This window comes from Gemmatimonadaceae bacterium (genome assembly GCA_035606695.1).
Classification (GTDB): Bacteria; Gemmatimonadota; Gemmatimonadetes; order Gemmatimonadales; family Gemmatimonadaceae; genus JAQBQB01.
Genome location: DATNEW010000020.1, coordinates 36691 through 53190, shown reverse-complemented (window position 1 = coordinate 53190; position 16500 = coordinate 36691). Strand labels below are relative to the sequence as shown.

13 protein-coding genes are annotated in these 16500 nt (G+C 63.9%); 8 read left to right on the top strand and 5 right to left on the bottom strand.

Annotated features, from left to right (window positions below; all coding sequences use genetic code 11):
- Positions 1–10: 10 nt before the first annotated feature.
- Together VN706_08540 and VN706_08535 are read right to left on the bottom strand one after the other, a co-directional pair.
- Positions 11–856, bottom strand: coding sequence for an anti-sigma factor (locus tag VN706_08540; GenBank protein HXT15664.1), 846 nt, complete (start codon positions 854–856; stop codon positions 11–13).
- The gene (locus tag VN706_08535) at positions 853–1521 is read right to left on the bottom strand and encodes a sigma-70 family RNA polymerase sigma factor (protein HXT15663.1); all 669 of its coding nucleotides are present in this window, start codon (positions 1519–1521) and stop codon (positions 853–855) included. The genes VN706_08540 and VN706_08535 overlap by 4 nt, the downstream gene beginning before the upstream one ends.
- 113 nt (positions 1522–1634) lie before the next feature.
- On the opposite strand from VN706_08535, the gene VN706_08530 reads away from it, so the two are divergent.
- The 5 genes from VN706_08530 (at position 1635) to VN706_08510 (ending at position 6987) form a co-directional block, all read left to right on the top strand.
- Positions 1635–2180, top strand: a complete 546-nt coding sequence (locus VN706_08530) for a DUF4142 domain-containing protein (GenBank protein ID HXT15662.1) — start codon at positions 1635–1637, stop codon at positions 2178–2180.
- 94 nt (positions 2181–2274) lie between these two features.
- On the top strand, positions 2275–3522 hold the full coding sequence (locus tag VN706_08525; GenBank protein ID HXT15661.1) for an MFS transporter: 1248 nt from the start codon (positions 2275–2277) through the stop codon (positions 3520–3522).
- A 229-nt stretch (positions 3523–3751) separates the two neighbouring features.
- On the top strand, positions 3752–5977 hold the full coding sequence (locus VN706_08520) for a glutamine synthetase III (GenBank protein HXT15660.1): 2226 nt from the start codon (positions 3752–3754) through the stop codon (positions 5975–5977).
- Between the two features lie 2 nt (positions 5978–5979).
- Entirely contained in the window at positions 5980–6495 is a 516-nt protein-coding gene (locus tag VN706_08515) for a GNAT family N-acetyltransferase (protein ID HXT15659.1), read from the top strand.
- Positions 6496–6576: 81 nt separating this feature from the next.
- Positions 6577–6987, top strand: coding sequence for a hypothetical protein (locus tag VN706_08510; GenBank protein ID HXT15658.1), 411 nt, complete (start codon positions 6577–6579; stop codon positions 6985–6987).
- 260 nt (positions 6988–7247) lie between these two features.
- On the opposite strand, the gene VN706_08505 is transcribed toward VN706_08510, so the two are convergent.
- Positions 7248–9584, bottom strand: coding sequence for a prolyl oligopeptidase family serine peptidase (locus VN706_08505; protein ID HXT15657.1), 2337 nt, complete (start codon positions 9582–9584; stop codon positions 7248–7250).
- Between the two features lie 78 nt (positions 9585–9662).
- Here VN706_08505 and VN706_08500 point away from each other — a divergent pair, with 78 nt between their 5' ends.
- Positions 9663–10667: a hypothetical protein gene (locus VN706_08500; protein HXT15656.1), complete on the top strand. Its 1005-nt coding sequence runs from the start codon at positions 9663–9665 to the stop codon at positions 10665–10667.
- Between the two features lie 93 nt (positions 10668–10760).
- Entirely contained in the window at positions 10761–13169 is a 2409-nt protein-coding gene (locus VN706_08495; GenBank protein HXT15655.1) for a DPP IV N-terminal domain-containing protein, read from the top strand.
- A gap of 4 nt (positions 13170–13173) precedes the next feature.
- On the opposite strand, the gene VN706_08490 is transcribed toward VN706_08495, so the two are convergent.
- Positions 13174–14499, bottom strand: a complete 1326-nt coding sequence (locus VN706_08490; GenBank protein HXT15654.1) for a carboxypeptidase regulatory-like domain-containing protein — start codon at positions 14497–14499, stop codon at positions 13174–13176.
- 142 nt (positions 14500–14641) lie between these two features.
- Here VN706_08490 and VN706_08485 point away from each other — a divergent pair, with 142 nt between their 5' ends.
- A complete protein-coding gene (locus VN706_08485; protein ID HXT15653.1) occupies positions 14642–15850 on the top strand; it encodes a Xaa-Pro peptidase family protein in 1209 nt (402 codons plus the stop codon).
- A gap of 2 nt (positions 15851–15852) precedes the next feature.
- Here VN706_08485 and VN706_08480 read toward each other — a convergent pair whose 3' ends face one another.
- The gene (locus tag VN706_08480; protein HXT15652.1) at positions 15853–16494 is read right to left on the bottom strand and encodes a transglycosylase SLT domain-containing protein; all 642 of its coding nucleotides are present in this window, start codon (positions 16492–16494) and stop codon (positions 15853–15855) included.
- Positions 16495–16500: the final 6 nt, after the last annotated feature.

Below are 16500 nucleotides of genomic sequence, written 5' to 3'. Positions count from 1 at the left end.
GGAGTTTCGATTACCGGCTCTCGAGCGCCATCACCATCGCGCCGGTCGGCTGGGGCATTCCCCCGGCAGGCTCTTCCGTCACCGCGAGCATCTTGAGCTGATCCGGCGCCAACGGATACGTCGCCCGCAACATCGCGTCGCCATTCGTCGGCGCGAACGTCCCGGCGCTGATCTTCTGCGTCGGCGTCACCAGCCAAAGCTGATAGGTTCGACCGGGTTTGAGCGCCGGCATGTTGTGCGCAACCAGCGTCCACGTGTTGCGCGCGTGATCCCAGAACATGTGCGCGAGCGGCGCCTTCGTTCCATTCGACGTGAGCGTCATCATCGCCACGTCGCGGCCCGTGAGTCCCGCGATCAAGCTGTCGCGCGACATCACGGCCACGCGGAGCGAGTCCGCCGCCGTCCGCGCGCGCTGCCCCCTGGCGATTTCCGCCGTGAGCGCATCCCGCACGTTTTCGCGGTCACGAATCGTCGCCGCGAGAATCGCGGCGCTTACCACAAGGAGAATGCTCGCCGCCGCGGCCAGCCATTCGGCGCGACGCCACGCCAGCGCGCTGATGCGCCGCTTGGCGACCGGGCTTTCCATCGAAACAGCGAGATCAGCGTCCGGCCGATCGGCCGAGGCGCGCGCCATCAAGCGGGCACGAATGCGGTCGCGGCCGCCGTTCGTATCCGTAGCCGGCGCGACATACGCCAGCAACGACGCCGTCTCCCGCAGCGACGACAGTTCCCTCCGGCAGATCGCGCAGCCGTCGACGTGCGCGAGCACCGCCTCGCGCTCCGATACGGCGAGCGCGTCGAGTGCCGCCGCATCGAGCGCGGCAAAGGCCTCATCGTGGCTCAGCTCATGGCTCATCGCGCCTCTCCGGCCACGCCGCCGATCGCATCGTCGCGAAGCACGGCCAGTCGTTCTCGCAGCTTCATCATCGCCAATCGCATTCGCGTTTTCACGGTGCCCAACGGTTGGCCGGTGCGTTCCGCGATCTCCGACTGGCTCAACCCTCCGAAATATCCCAACTCCAACGCTTCGCGCTGCTCGCGCGGCAGCTCGGCGAGCGCCGCGACGACCAACGTGCGCCGTTCGTTTTGCTCCACGTCGCGCGCCGGATCGTTCGGGGCGGCGAGAAAGTCTGAATCACCCGAAGCCGCGTGCCGCTCCGCTCCGTGAACGTCGATCGCATCCTCGCGCAATCGCCGGGTGGCCCGCAACCGATCCAGCGCGCGACTCCGCGCGATCGTCAACAACCACGTCGCCACCGACCCACGCTCTGCCGTGAATCGATTCGCCTGCCGCCACGCCTGCCAGAATGTTTCTTCGATCACGTCTTCCACGTCGTCCGCCGACTTCAACATCCGCGCGGCGAGCGCGCTGACGACCGGATGCCATCGATCGTAGAATTCGCCTAACGCGCGTTCGTCGCCCGCCTGCATGCGCCGCACCAGTTCCAGATCAGCCTCCTTCCCCCTCGACGGCTGGTCGGCCGGCGCGGTCGCGGTGGTGGGCAAAGAGTCGCTCGCCATCGTTGGGGGGTACGGCTGGGGGCGTGAAGGCGGATTCATTCAGGCGCGAATGTACTGCCACCGTCCAAAACTGGTTAGACGTCCATACGTTTCGACTTCGGGAGGATCGGTTGATGACGCGCATGTCAAACTCTGTCCGTCGTGCGGCGGCTGCCGCTCTCATCGTCGGCGCCGCGGGATGCGCGTCGCTCTGGCATCGCGGACCGGAGGTGCCGAGCGATGCGAACATCGCGGCGATCATTCTCGCGGCAAACAACACGGACATCAGCTACGCGCGACTCGCGCCGGGCCGAGCGCAATCCCAGACCATCAAGGATTTCGCGGCGAGCATGCTCGCCGATCACACGCACGTCAATCAAGTGCTGATGGACGTGCTGAACCGAATCAACCTCACGCCGGAAGACAACACGACGAGCCTCGACTTCCGCGATGAGTCGACCACGAAACGCGATCTCATGCGCGATCTCGCGGGCCATGCGTTCGATTCGACGTACATCGCGAACGAAGTCGACTATCACACCAAGCTGCTGGCGTCGATCGATCGCGTCCTGCTGCCGAATGCGCGCAATGCGGAGCTCAAGCGGACGATCGCCGGCATCCGGCCCGCCGTCGCGGGACATCTCGCGCACGCGCAGCAGGTTCAGCGAAGTTTGAAATAGGGGTGGCCCGCGCGCGTTGCGCGCGGAGGGGATGGCCGCCCACTGCGCGTGCGAAGCACGCGGCCGAATTACATCCCTTGCTACTTTTGAGCAGGTGCCCGCCCACGATCCGTACGCGTCCCTTCGCATCACGAACTACCGCCGGTTCATCGTCTCACTGCTGACGATGACCGTCTCCACGCAGATTCAAGCCGTCGTCGTCGCGTGGCAGATCTACGACATCACGCGCGACCCGCTGTCACTCGGCCTCATGGGCTTGGTCGAAGCGTTTCCCTACATCGGCCTGGCGCTCTACGCCGGCCACGTTGCCGACCGGCGCAACCGGCATCGCATCGCGATCGCGTCGCTGTGCCTGCTCTTTCTCTGCTCGCTCGCGTTTCTCACCTTCAATCTCATCCCGGGATTCCTGCATCGCTTCGGCGCGCTGCCGTTCTACGTCGTGATCTTCGTCAGCGGCGTCGCGCGTAGCTTCGCGCAGCCATCACGCCAGGCACTTGGCGCCGAGCTGATCGACCGGTCTCTGTACGCGAACGCCGTGGCGTGGCGGAGCTCGACCTGGCAATTCGCCGCCGTCGTTGGGCCGGCGCTTGGCGGATTGATCTATGGATTCGCATCACCGCGCGTCGCGTACGTCGCCGACGCGATCATGATGGCCATTGCGGTCATCACGTTCTGGACGATCGCGTACACGCCGACACCGCGCGTGGCGCACCACGAGCCGATTCGAGAAAGCCTGCAGTCGGGCCTCCGGTTCGTCTTTCGAGAATCCGTGCTTCTCTCAGCACTCACGCTCGATTTGTTCTCCGTTCTGCTCGGCGGTGCCGAGGCGTTGCTGCCGGTCTTCGCCGATCAGATTCTGCACGTCGGACCCCAGGGGCTCGGCATTTTGCGCGCGGCACCCGCGGCCGGCGCGGTGGTCGCGTCAGTGTATCTCGCGCATCGGCCGCCGTTCAAACGCGCGGGCAAGACGCTGCTCTACGCCGTCGCGACGTTCGCGATGTGTATCATCGTCTTCGGCACGTCGCGCAGCTTCGTGCTGTCGACCCTCGTGCTCGCGATCAGCGGCATCGCCGACAACGTCAGTGTGTTGATTCGCTCGACGCTGCTCCAGTCGCTCACCCCGGCGCACCTGTTCGGACGCGTCTCGTCGGTGAATTCGATCTTCGTGGGATCGTCGAACGAGCTCGGCGCGTTCGAATCGGGCGTCATGGCCAAGCTCATCGGCACCGTTCCATCGGTTTTGCTCGGTGGCGCCGCGTCGCTCGGCGTGGTGCTGACGATCGCTGCGCTGGTGCCCAGGCTCAGGCGATTGGGGCGGATCGACGAGTTGGTTCCGCAGTAGGAGATGGGCGGTGGGCGGTGGGCGTTGGCTTGGCCTCTAAAATGCGGCGGTCCAAGGGGTTGGGTGCATCGTTCATTGCTGCCGCTCGAACAGTTGATCGCCTCATCGTCGCCACTGACAGCGTTGAAAATTGCAAAGCGTCGACCAAAGTTTGCATTTTCTGCACTTTTCGGAGTACATTTTGCACTCCTGCCCAGTCCTTCTTCTTCTTTGCTGAGGCCCGAACGCAATGGCTGCGTCCACCGTCCTATCGCCGCGGAAAGCGGTCGTCCACGACATCACCGAGCGCGAAGCGAAGTCGCCCGCCGCGCTCGAAGAACATGGCCCCAACGCGCGTACATCGGAGTACTTCGGCGCAAATACCTTTGGCGTTCGCCAGATGCGCGACAAGCTGCCGCGCGACACCTACGCCAAGCTCCTCGACGCCGTGCGTCATGGGAAGAAACTCAACGTCGACGTTGCGCCGCGTGTCGCGCAGGCAATCAAGGAATGGGCGCTGTCGAACGGCGCCACGCACTTCACGCACTGGTTTCAGCCGCAAACCGGCCTGACCGCCGAGAAGCACGACGCGTTTCTGTCGTTCGATGACGGGCAGCCGCTCGAGGCGTTCGGCGCGGCCCAGCTGATTCAGTCGGAGCCCGATGCATCGTCGTTCCCGTCGGGCGGATTGCGCGCGACGTGGGAAGCGCGCGGCTACACCGCGTGGAACCCGGCCAGCCCCGTGTTCATCTCAGAGATGGGCGGCGTGAAGACGCTGTACATCCCGTCGGTGTTCATCGGCTATAACGGCGAAGCGCTCGACGAGATGACGCCGCTCCTGCGCAGCTCCGACGTGCTCAGCGCTCGATCGATCGAGCTGCTCGAGGTCCTGGGCGACAAGGGCGTATATCGCGTGTACACCACGATGGGCCCCGAGCAGGAGTACTTCCTCATCGATCGCGCGCACTTCGCGCTGCGCCCCGATCTCGTCATGGCCGGCCGCACGCTCATCGGCGCGCCGCCGCCGCGCGGCCAGCAGCTCGAGGATCACTACTTCGGCGGCATTCCGGAGCGCATCCAGGCATGTATTGCAGATGTTGAATATGAACTCTATAAACTGAGCGTTCCGATCATCACGCGGCACAACGAAGTGGCGCCGAGCCAGTTCGAGATGGCGCCGCGGTTCGAGGAGACGGACGTCGCCGTCGATCACAACCAGCTCGTGATGGCGACGCTGCGCCGCGTCGCGCTGCGCCACGGGCTGCAAGCCATCCTGCACGAGAAGCCGTTCGCCGGGATCAACGGATCGGGCAAACACTGCAACTGGTCGATGTCGATCGCGGCGGACAATCCCGAGATCGACGGCTACAACCTGCTCAAGCCGGGGCAGACGCCGCACCAGAACATTCGGTTCCTCGTGTTCCTGGCGGCGGTGCTCCGCGGCGTGCACAAACACGCCGGTCTCCTGCGCGCGGGCATCGGCACGTCGGGAAATGAACATCGCCTGGGCGCGAACGAGGCGCCGCCGGCGATCATCTCCGTGTTCATGGGTAACACGCTGACGAAAGTCATCGATTCGATCGCCAACGGCAAAACCGTCGGCTCGGCCGAGCAACAGATGATCAAGCTCGGCGTGGCGCGCTTGCCGGAGATCGAGAAGGACAACACGGATCGCAACCGGACGTCGCCGTTTGCGTTCACGGGGAACAAGTTCGAGTTCCGCGCCGTCGGTTCGTCGCAATCCATCGCATTTCCAATCGTGCTGCTCAACGCGGCGGTGGCCGAAGCGATCGGCGAGATCACGGCCTCGCTGCGCGCGGAGTTGAAGAAGACGAAGAAGGTGCACGAGGCGGTGCTCAAGGTCGTGCGGCCGATCTTCAAGGAAACGTCCCCCATTCGCTTCGAGGGCAACAACTACTCCGACGAGTGGGTGAAGGAGGCCGCGAAGCGCGGTTTGCCGAATCTTCGCCGGGCGCCCGAAGCGCTCGCGCAGATGATGACGAAACAGTCGCGCAAACTGCTCACGTCGCTCAACATCTTCGCCGACGAAGAGCTGACCTCGCGCTATCACGTGCGGCTCGAGCGCTACACCAAGGACATGCTGATCGAGCTGCACACCATTCGCGAGATGGTGGACACGCAGGTGCTCCCGGCAGCGTTCTCGTACATGGGACAACTGGCCGAGTCGGCGGCACAGGCGAAGTCGGCGGGCATCAAGGTGATTCCGCAGATCGAGACCGCGAACAAGCTTGGCAGCGCGGCCGCCGAGCTGCAGAAGCATCGCACCGCGCTCGGAAAAGCGATCGACAAGGCCGAGTCGATGCACGACGAGCTCGAGGCGCAGGCGCAGTTCCTCACGACGACCGGCGCCGACACGATGGCGAATGTGCGGAGCTGCTGCGACGCGCTGGAGCTCATGGTCAGCGACGAGTGCTGGCCACTGCCCAAGTACCGCGAGATGTTGTTCCCGGTGTGACCGTGATCGAAACTCCCGCAATGGCGATCGGCATCCGTGACGCGACGGATGCCGATTTGCATTCGATTGTCGATATCGTGAATCGTGAGATTCGCGAATCCGCGTTTGTCTGGAGCGACGTCGAGAATACGCTCGAAACGCGTGGTGAATGGTTCGCGAGACATCGCGAGCTTGGGCAGCCCGTCATCGTCGCATGCGACGATGCCGACACGGTGGTTGGTTGGGCGTCGCTCTCGACCTTCCGCCCGGCGAATGGCTACCGATTCACGTGCGAGGTCAGCGTTTACGTGGCGCGTGAAGCGCATCGCCGCGGCATCGCTTCGCGGCTCGTCGGGCGGCTGCACGACTGCGCTCGCGACATGGGTCTCAAGGCGCTCGTCGCGGTGATTGACTCGGAGAACGCGGCCAGCATTCGTCTGTTCGCATCGCGCGGCTACGTCGAGGTGGGACGAATGAACGACATTGGACGGAAATTCGATCGCTGGCGGAGCGAGGTGTTCCTGCTCAAACAGCTGTGAGCGAACGGAACCGGACGCGCATCACACTGCTCTGGCCGGCGACTTGCGCTGCGGTACCTTCGTAATCGAACTGGAGCGGACATGAAGCTCGGGATGTTGGCGGCGCTGGCCCTGATGGTCGCGTCGAGCGCCGGCGCGCAGGCGCCGTGTCTCACGACGAAGGCCGTGGTGGACAGCGCGCATGAAGACGCGCTGCTCGTGTTGACGAGCGATCGCCCCGTCGTGGTCGATCTGCGGAAGGAGCAGCACATCGCGGACAACGGAACTCGTTCGCCGGTCAGCGTCGTGAACGATCGCTGGGTGTGCGCGCAGATGGCGGGAGCGTTTGGTCGTTCGATCGCGCCTGGGGTGCGGTTCGCGGTGCTCAGAGTTGGACCGCTGTATTACGCGCGCGATCCGGATCAGCACATGGCGACGGGGGTGTTCACCGATAGCACGTTCAAGGTGCTTATGCGTCTTGGGGCGGCGAGTTATGAGGCGAACAAGCCGTGACCTGACCACGGACGAGTTCGGACGTCCACGGACAGGCACGGAGACGGCGGAAACTGCAGTCAACTGCCGTTGAAAGATTTTGGAAAACACCCTCAGGACATGTCGCTTCGCGAAGCGTCCTGAGGGTGTTCTTCAAAGTTTCCTAAAAAACGTTCGTCCACCGCGGTTCACGCCGTCTCCCCGCCTGTTCGCAGTTGTCCGAACTTCGTCCGTGCTAAGTCTTCGAGCCCTCTTCGATCGCGGTACCGCTACGGCTACCGCTACGGCTGCGGCATCGCCTCGCCCGCGAGCTGCGGCCCGGTGCCGGTCTCGACCGACTTGAGCACGTCGCGCCACGCGAACTTCTTCCCGCTGCCGCGCACGTAGTAATCCATCCAGCTCATCTCGGCCACGGCCTTGAGATACTGATTGCGAGGATCAGGTATTCCATGGGTATTACCCGGGTATACCCAGAACTCGTTCGGCACGCCGAGCTTGGAGAGCGCCATGTGCATCTCTTCGCTCTGTGGGCGCGGCACGCGCGGATCGCCCTCCACGACGTGAATGAAGATCGGCGTCTTCGCATTCTTCACCGTCGCGATCGGCGACTGTTTCCACCAATTCTCTAATTGGCCGGGCTCCCAGTACATCTTGTCGCCAAGATACCACTGGCGCAGCCGCTGCGTGTCGCTCTGCGACCACATCGAGATCCAGTTTGCCACGCCGGCGCCGGAGCTGATCGCCTTGAAGCGATTGGTGTGCGTCTCGATCCAGTTGGAGTAATGGCCGCCCGCGCTCCATCCGAGCACGCCCATCTGCGTCGAATCGACGAGCCCCTGCGAGATCAACAGGTCCACGCCCGTCATGATGTCCTGATAGCCCTTCGTGAAGTAATCGCCGAACGTCTCGGTCTTGAACTTGTCGCCGTACTGCGTCGACGCGCGGTAGTTCGGCATCAGCACCACGTAACCGGCGCCGGCGTACACCTGCGAGCCGTAGCCGCCGTTGAAGCTCAACATGTCGGCCGCCGCCGGACCGCCGTGAATCGCCACGATCAGTGGATACTTCTTGCCCGGCTGATATCCGACCGGCTTGAGCAGCACGCCGCTGACGGTCGTCCCGTCCTTCGACTTCCACGAGATCTCTTCTTCATCGCCGAGTGCGACCTGTTGCTTCACCCACGCGTTGGGATCGGTGAGCTGCACCCACTTTGCGCGGTCGTTGACGTCGCGCATCGACGCCACCGTGTATGTCGCGGGAGGATTCTTCGGATCCGCGAACGTGATGAGATAGCGATGCGCCTCGTCATCGCGCGCCACCGAGATCGTGCCCTTCACATCCGTGATCTGCTTGGCCACGCCGGACGTCGTCGAGACGGCAAAGAACTGCGTCGTCGCGTGAATGCCCGTGCCGAAGTAGATCGTGTCGCCCTTCTCCGACCAGAAGGCCGTCTCCGCGCCATCGGCCGCCGCGCCGCCGCGGCCGCCAACACGGACGTCCACGTCGATGTTCTCGCCGAGTTTTTTCAACGGCGCGTTCGGCTGATCGACCGGGCGCACGTAGATCTTTTCGTCGTGCATGAACTTGAAATCATCGGGCGCCGCGAACGCGATCATCTTGCTGTCCGGCGAGAAACTCAGCGCGCTCTCGCCGATGATGTCGTTCTTGGTGAGGCGTTCGATGTTGCCGCTGCCCGTGTTCAGGAGATACAGATCGGCGTAATCGTTCTGCTCGAGAATGCCGCGCTCGTAACGGCTCGGCGACTGGCCGTGGAAACCGATCCACTTTCCGTCGGGCGACACGCTGAAGTCGCTGACGCTGTAGCTCGAGTCGCTCGTCAAGCGATGCTCCTGCCGCGCGGCGATGTCGAATGACCAGAGGCTCGCGACGGATGCCGCCGGATTGCGCGGCTTGACCGTGAACTGTTTTTCCGTACGTGTGCGATCGTCGCGGTCAATGCTGTCGGCCGACACGAAATAGATTCGTTTGCCGTCGGGCGAGAACTGCCAAGCGCCCACGCCCGTCGCGTGACGGGTGAGTTGCGTCGCATGCGGCGCATCGCTCGTGAAGAGATCGGAGACGTTGATCGTATACAGCTGATCGTCGCCCGCGCGGCCTGACGTATAGACGATCGTGCGGCCGTCCTTCGCGAACGAGAAATTCGAAACACCTTCACGCGCGTCGCTCACGCGCTTCGCTTCGCCACCGTCGAGGCGCAGCACGTAGATCTGATTGCGCGCGCCGCCCGCGGCCGCGGCACCACGTCCGCCACCACCGCCCGCGGCGGTCGTCGCGTCGCGATCCGACAGGAACGCGATGAAGCTGCCGTCGCGCGACCACTTGGGACTCGTCTCGTTCTTGTCCTTCGTGAACGTCAACTGGCGCGTGCTCGGGAGGCCGCGATCGGTCGACACAAGGTAGAGGTCGCTCTGTCGGCGTACAGTCGCCCAATCGGGCGTGCTGAGCACGTACACCATCTGTCGACCATCGGGACTCAAATCCTGACCATTCGCCTGACGCATGTTCTGCACGTCGAGGAATGTCATCGGGCGCTGGCTCTGCGCGCCGGCGGCCAAAGGAGCGGCGATCGCGGCCAGAAGAAGTACACGTCGTGTCACAGGGATCCTCCGGAAGAGTGCGAATAACATGTTACTATGCACACGTCTGCGCTACGGTCTCTACTACTGTCGCCCCTGATGGCAAACGCCGTTTTTTCGTGTCCAAAGTGCGGCAAGATCCTGGGCGACATCCCTCCACAGGGCCTGTTGACCGCCGTCTGTGCCGACTGCCGGCTGAAATACCAAGTCGTGCGCGGACGAGTCACCGCGGCCGAGGCGACCGTCAGCGTCATTCGCCGAGCGGCCGGGTATTCGGCGGCGGTGAGCGAATGGTCGTACATGATCCGGCTGTCGTTGACGAGCGGGCGCATCGAGGTCCTCGAATTCACGCTCATCGAGCCCGACACCTTCGCCGCCCAGGCCGGCGACATCGTCTCGGCGATCTATCTCATGCGGGCTGACGACCGCGAGAGTCTGTTGTCGGTACACAACGGAACGCTCGGCGAGCGGATCGTCATCGCGCGTCCCGGCGAAAAGGCGACGAGGAAGGCCTGGCTGTTCGCGGGCGGTGTTGGGATTGCCGCCTTTGCGATCTTCGGCGGACTCGCGGGCGGCTTGCTGGGCATTGGAGTGGGCGCGTTCGCCTTCGTCGGCGCGGGCGTGACGCTCGGCCACAAGTTCATGCCGAGCGTCAACGTCTCGGACGATGAACGCGCACGACTGACGGCGGTCCAACAGATGCTCGCGGAAAAGCTCGAGCTGGAAGAGTCTCTCGCGCGCATCGGACAGGGCATGGACTCGCGCGCCGAGTTGCGGGCGAAGTTGGTGTCCTTGCGTACGAAGATGCAGCGCCTCGGTCTCGAGGTTTACGCGCCGCGCATTGCGTCGATGACGGCCGGCATCGCCGCGATCGACCAACAACTCGAGCTCGAGGCTCGGCTCCGCGATGCGTACGAGCGCAGCATTGCGATGCTCGAGATCGAGCTCGAGGCCGGCGCCGCCGTCGACGCGATGGAAGGAATGGACGCGCCGCACATCGCGGCCACCTTCGCCGAGATGCGCGAACTCGAGGAGCAGCAGAAAGAGCTCACGCAACAGATCACGGCGAACGCCGAAGTCGAAGGCCTGCTGCGTGGTAGCTGACCTGGACGCTGTCCACGGTATTGCGCGGCCGACATCCCGCGCGCATTGTCCCACCCGCTTGTTCATTCCCTCCAATCGAGCGACGGACGACCGATGCGTACACTCATACTCACTCCGATCGCGGCGATCGTCGTGGCGTCTGCCGCTCCGACATTGCTCGCGGCGCAAGGGACGGCCGCGGACTACACGCGTGCCGAACGTCTCAACGCGCGCTTTCAGGGACTCGCGCTGCACGTGCCGGAGCGCGCCACGTGGATCGGCAATACGGATCACTTCTGGTACCGGCGTTCCGTGCAGGGCGGCAACGAATTCGTCGTCGTCGATGCCGCGACGAAAGAGAAGCATCCGGCCTTCGACCACGCGAAGCTGGCGGCCGCGCTCGACAGCGCCGCGCAAACACACTTTACCGCGACGACGCTGCCGTTCCTCGACATCGCGCTGGCTGACGACGAACACGCAGTGCAGTTCGTCGCGGCGGGATTCAACTGGCGTTGTACACTGACGGAGTATTCGTGTCTCCGGCTCACCGCCGCGACGACCGGCGGACGTGGCGGCCGAGGTGGTCCGAGCGTGGATGACAATGGGGACGTCGTTCCATTCGAGGGGCCGTGGGACGAGAATGACGGTCTCGGCGCGGAAGTCTTGCAGCAGCGCGCGGAACAGTTCGGCGGCGCGCAGCGAGCTGACAGTGTATCGCGCCGCTCACCCGACGGTGCACACGAAGCGTTCATTCAGAATTACAACGTCTATGTTCGCGATCCCGGTGCTCGCGCTGGAACGGCGATGACGACGGACGGATCGGAAGGGAGCGCGTACACGCTGCAATCGATCGCGTGGTCGCCGGACTCGCGGAAGATCGCGGTGTATCGCGTCACGCCGGGCTATCGCCGCATCGTGCGATACGTCGAATCGTCGCCGACCGACCAGTTGCAGCCGAAATACATGGAGCGCGTGTACGCCAAGCCCGGCGACGTTTTGGATTTGCGCGAGCCGGTGCTCATCGACGTCGCGAACGCGACCGCGACACACGTCGATCACTCGGCGTTTCCGAACGCGTATCAGTTGTCGCCATTCGTGTGGCGCAAGGACGGCCACGCATTCACGTTCGAGTACAATCAGCGCGGGCATCAGGTCTATCGCGTGATCGAAGTCGACGCGGCGACGGCCGCGCCGCGCGTCGCGATCGACGAAGAGTCGAAGACGTTCATCAACTATCGGCGCGCGAACGGCGGCCTGTCGGACTCTGGCCGCCAATTCCGCTACGACGTCGCCGACGGAAAGGAAATCGTCTGGATGTCCGAGCGCGACGGCTGGAGCCATCTCTACCTCTACGACGGTGCGACCGGCAGAGTGAAGAATCAGATCACGAAGGGGCAGTGGGTCGTGCGCGCCGTCGATCGCGTCGACGAGGTGAAGCGCCAGATCTGGTTCGAGGCGAGCGGAATGAATTCCAAACAGGATCCCTATTTCACGCAGTTTTATCGCATCAACTTCGACGGCACAGGCCTCACGCCGCTGACCGACGCTGACGGCAATCACACCGTCGCATGGTCGGCGGACAGCACGTACTATCTCGACACGTACTCGCGCGTCGATCTCGCGCCGGTGCTCACGCTCCACTCGACAGCCAACCCGCGAGCGACGACCGAGATCGAACGCGGCGACATTGCCGCGTTGAGCGCCGCCGGTTGGACGCCCCCGGACGTGTTCGTCGCGAAGGGCCGCGACGGCACCACCGACATCTGGGGCGTGATCTTCAAGCCCACCAACTTCGATGCGTCGAAGAAGTATCCGGTGATCGAGAACATCTACGCGGGACCGCAGGGCTCGTTCGTGCCGAAGAGCTTCAGCGTCAACAACGGCATGCGCAATCTCGCGGAGCTGGGTTTCATCGTCGTGCAGATCGACGGCATGGGAACGAACAACCGATCGAAGGCGTTCCACGACGTCGCGTGGCACGATCTCGGTGACGCCGGCTTTCCGGATCGCATTCTGTGGCACAAGGCTGTCGCGGCGAAGTTTCCGTGGTACGACATCTCACGCGTCGGCGTGTACGGCACGTCAGCGGGCGGCCAGAACTCGCTCGGTGCGCTGCTCTTTCATCCGGAGTTTTACAAGGCCGCCGTGTCGGCGGCGGGATGTCATGACAACCGAATGGACAAGATCTGGTGGAACGAGCAGTGGATGGGATGGCCGATCGGTTCACAGTACGCGGCTTCGTCCAACGTGGACAACGCGTCGAAGTTGCAGGGCGACTTGATGCTCATCGTCGGAGAGCTCGACACGAACGTCGATCCCTCATCGACCATGCAAGTCGTGAATGCCCTGATCAAAGCCAACAAGGTTTTCGACCTGCTCGTCATTCCGGGCGCTGATCACACCAGTGGCGGCCCGTACGGCGAGCGTAAGCGCAACGACTTCTTCGTCCATCATTTGCTTGGCGTGGAACCACCGGAGCGCAACGCCGCGCAGGCCGTGCAGGCGGGACGCAGCGGACGGTAACGACTCAGCGCGTCCAGATCACGAGGCTGCCGCAGCCGCCCAGCGGAGTTTGAAACTGCGGCGGCGCATTGGCGCCGACGTACAACTCAATGCCGGAGACCTCGCGAGGCTGGACGAAGTCATCCAGCTCGTCGACGCTGAGCGCGTGGATTTGTCTTCCATCGATGAACAGGGCCGGGACGCACAGATCCTGAACTCCGCGCACGAGAATGCTCGTCGAGTCGTTATCGGAGCGATCGATGTGGACGCCGCCGATGGCGACGAGGAGGTCCGAAAGCCGGAGCGGGTTTCGCCGCGCGATGTCCTCGCGTGTCAGATACTTCCCAAGCCCGCTTCGCCGCCGCTTTTCGAACGCCGCGATCTCACGATCGAACACATGCGTGGCGTTCACTTTCACGGTGTCGAGCACCGCCTTCATCGTCGACAGCGCGATGCGCATCGGCGCCATCTCGCCGACGACGTCGACCGCGCGGCGCTCGGGATAGTACCCGATGGCTCGTACTTCGACGAAGTGTGTACCGAGCGGTGCGTCGGCGATCGTCCACACGCCGGCGTCATTCGCTTTGGCCGGCGCCGCGCCTTTGATGCTCACCTGCGCTCCGGACAGCGGCTTGGCGTCGGCGGCGGTGACGACAACACCGGACACACGCCCCGTTCCAGCGGCCGAGCCCAAGTAAAGGTTGCGCTCCGCGAACCCTTCGCGGGGAACGAAGAAGTCGATGCGATCCGTGCTGTCGGCTTCATGATTCGCGGCGAGCGCGATCGTTCCACCCGACGGCACGTTGCACAGCGCGAACCAGCCGTTGTCGCCCGTCGTTGCAACGAGCCGCGGCATGCGGCGTACGACGCCTTGCGTCGTGAAGGCTAGTTCGAGCCATTCCCCGACGACGTTCGCTTTCGCCACGGGATTGAGCGTTCGAGCGTCGCGTACGACCCCGACGACCACACCACTGGAGTCCCTCAACGCATTGCGACAAATAGCGCGACCCAGTCGCAGCGGGCCCGGAATCGCGAGATCGGCGTGGACATCGCTTCGCCCGGAAACAAGAACCTCACGGGCCGCGGCATCGACGCCCAGCGAGTCGAGCCTTGGATGAAAGAAACCGAGTGTGTATCGGCCACTCGGCACCTCGCTGAATGCAAAACGCCCGAGCGAGTCCGATGCGGTGGAGCGCGCAAAGCGCGATGCATCTTCGGCGGACACGAGTTGCACGATCGCGCCGGCGAGCGGCCCGCGTGCGATGCTGTCCCGCACCACGCCGCTGACGTTGGCCTGGGCGCGGACGCCGTGCGCGACCGCCAACAGAAAAAGCCACGATATCCGTTGCATGGTCGAGAGCTTACGTCCGGTGCAAGAGAGCGTATTATCTGGGAACTGCTCGCGTTTCTCAATAGACCATCGAATTCGGAGATTTGAAATGGACAGGCGTGGCTTTGTCGGTCGTAGCGCGGGAATTGTCGCTGGGGCGAGCATGGGACCGATACTGACGGGCGCGCCACTCGACGCACAGCAGCCCGGCCCACTCGCCGGACTCCGGCCGCTGCCACCCGTCGCTCCGATCGGCGACGACGAACGCCGGAACCGAATCGAGAAGGCTCGACGGCTGATGGCCGACAACAAGATCGACGCCATCTTTCTCGAGGGTGGCACCAGCATGTTCTACTTCACCGGCGTGCATTGGGGAAACAGCGAACGCACGTTCGGCGTCGTCATTCCCGCGCGCGGCGAGCTCGCGTGGGTCACACCGGCGTTCGAGGAGCAACGGGCGCGCGAATTGATCAAATTCTCTAATGACGTACGCACGTGGCAGGAGGACGAGAGCCCATATCGCGTGATCGCGGGCATTCTTCGCGATCGTGGCGCCGGGTCAGGCCGCATCGGCATGGAGGAGCGCGTCCGCTTCTTCATCTACGACGGCGTGCGGCAGGAGCTCCCCAATGCGCAGTTCGTGAGCGCGACCCCGGTCACCGCGGGTTGCCGAATGTACAAATCGTCGAATGAGATTGCGCTGATGCAGCGCGCGAACGACATCACGCTGCGCGCGATCGGTGTCTCGTTCCAGATGCTCAAGGCGGGTATGACCAATCAGGAGCTCGGCGCCATCGTCGCGGACGCGACGAAGCGATTGGGCGGCAACGCCGACGGCGCGCTCGTCATCTTCGGCAAGTACACCGCATTCCCTCACGGCAGCATTCAGCCGCAGAAACTGCGCGACGGCGACGTGGTGCTCGTCGACGCGGGATGCACGGTGGACGGCTACACCTCCGACATCACGCGCACGACCGTGTTCGGGAAACCGACGCAGCGCCAGCGCGACGTGTGGGACATCGAGAAGCGTGCGCAGAGCGCGGCGTTCGCCGCGGCGCAGATCGGCGCGACGTGTGAGTCAGTGGATGCCGCAGCGCGAAGGGTCATCACCACAGCAGGCTTCGGACCGGATTACAAGGTTCCGGGTTTGCCGCATCGCACCGGTCACGGCATTGGACTCGACGGCCACGAATGGACGAACTTCGTGCGCGGCAACACGACCAGGATCGAGCCCGGCATGTGCTTCAGCGACGAACCGACCATCGCGATCTACGGCGAGTTTGGTATTCGGCTGGAGGACTGTCTGCACATCACGCCGAACGGACCGAAGATGTTCACGCCGCAGAGTCCGAGCATCGAGCATCCGGTGTAGTACTACGGCGCGATCGCCGCGCTCGACAAGGCGCTGTACGTCGAATCGATCCGCCGCACGTACCCGAGCGTTTCGATGTACCGCCAGCGCTGCACGCTCGGGGCGATCTGCTCGACGCTCGACCACGACGGTGTGCCGAGCCGATTCTTGGCGACGCCGAACGCGCGATTGATCGTGCCTTCACCGGCATTGTAGCTGGCGAACATGAATCGATGGCGTTCGCCGTCGTCTGAGACGTTTTTCTGCCACAGGTCCCACAAATAACGGTCGTGCATGATGCCGGCCGCGATGTTCCATTCGGGCTGATCAATGGTGCCGAACTCCGGACGATGCGACGCGATCTCCTGGTAGGTCGACGGCATGAGCTGCATGACGCCGCGCGCGCCGACCCAGCTCTTCGCCGTCGCCTTCAACCCGCTTTCGGCGAACCCCTGCGCCTTGAAGTACCGCCAATCGAACGCCGGGCCGAAGAAACGCTTCGTGTACTTGCGAAAAGTCTGGTCGTAGCGGCCGCTGATCTTCCGCTCGGCACGTGCGTTCGCGGCCCGCTCGAGCGCGGACTTGGCCGTACGCGCAGGCGGCTGCTGCGCCGGCGCGATATGCGCGGCGAACAGCAGTACAAGGAGACTCCACGCTCTACGCATGCGACT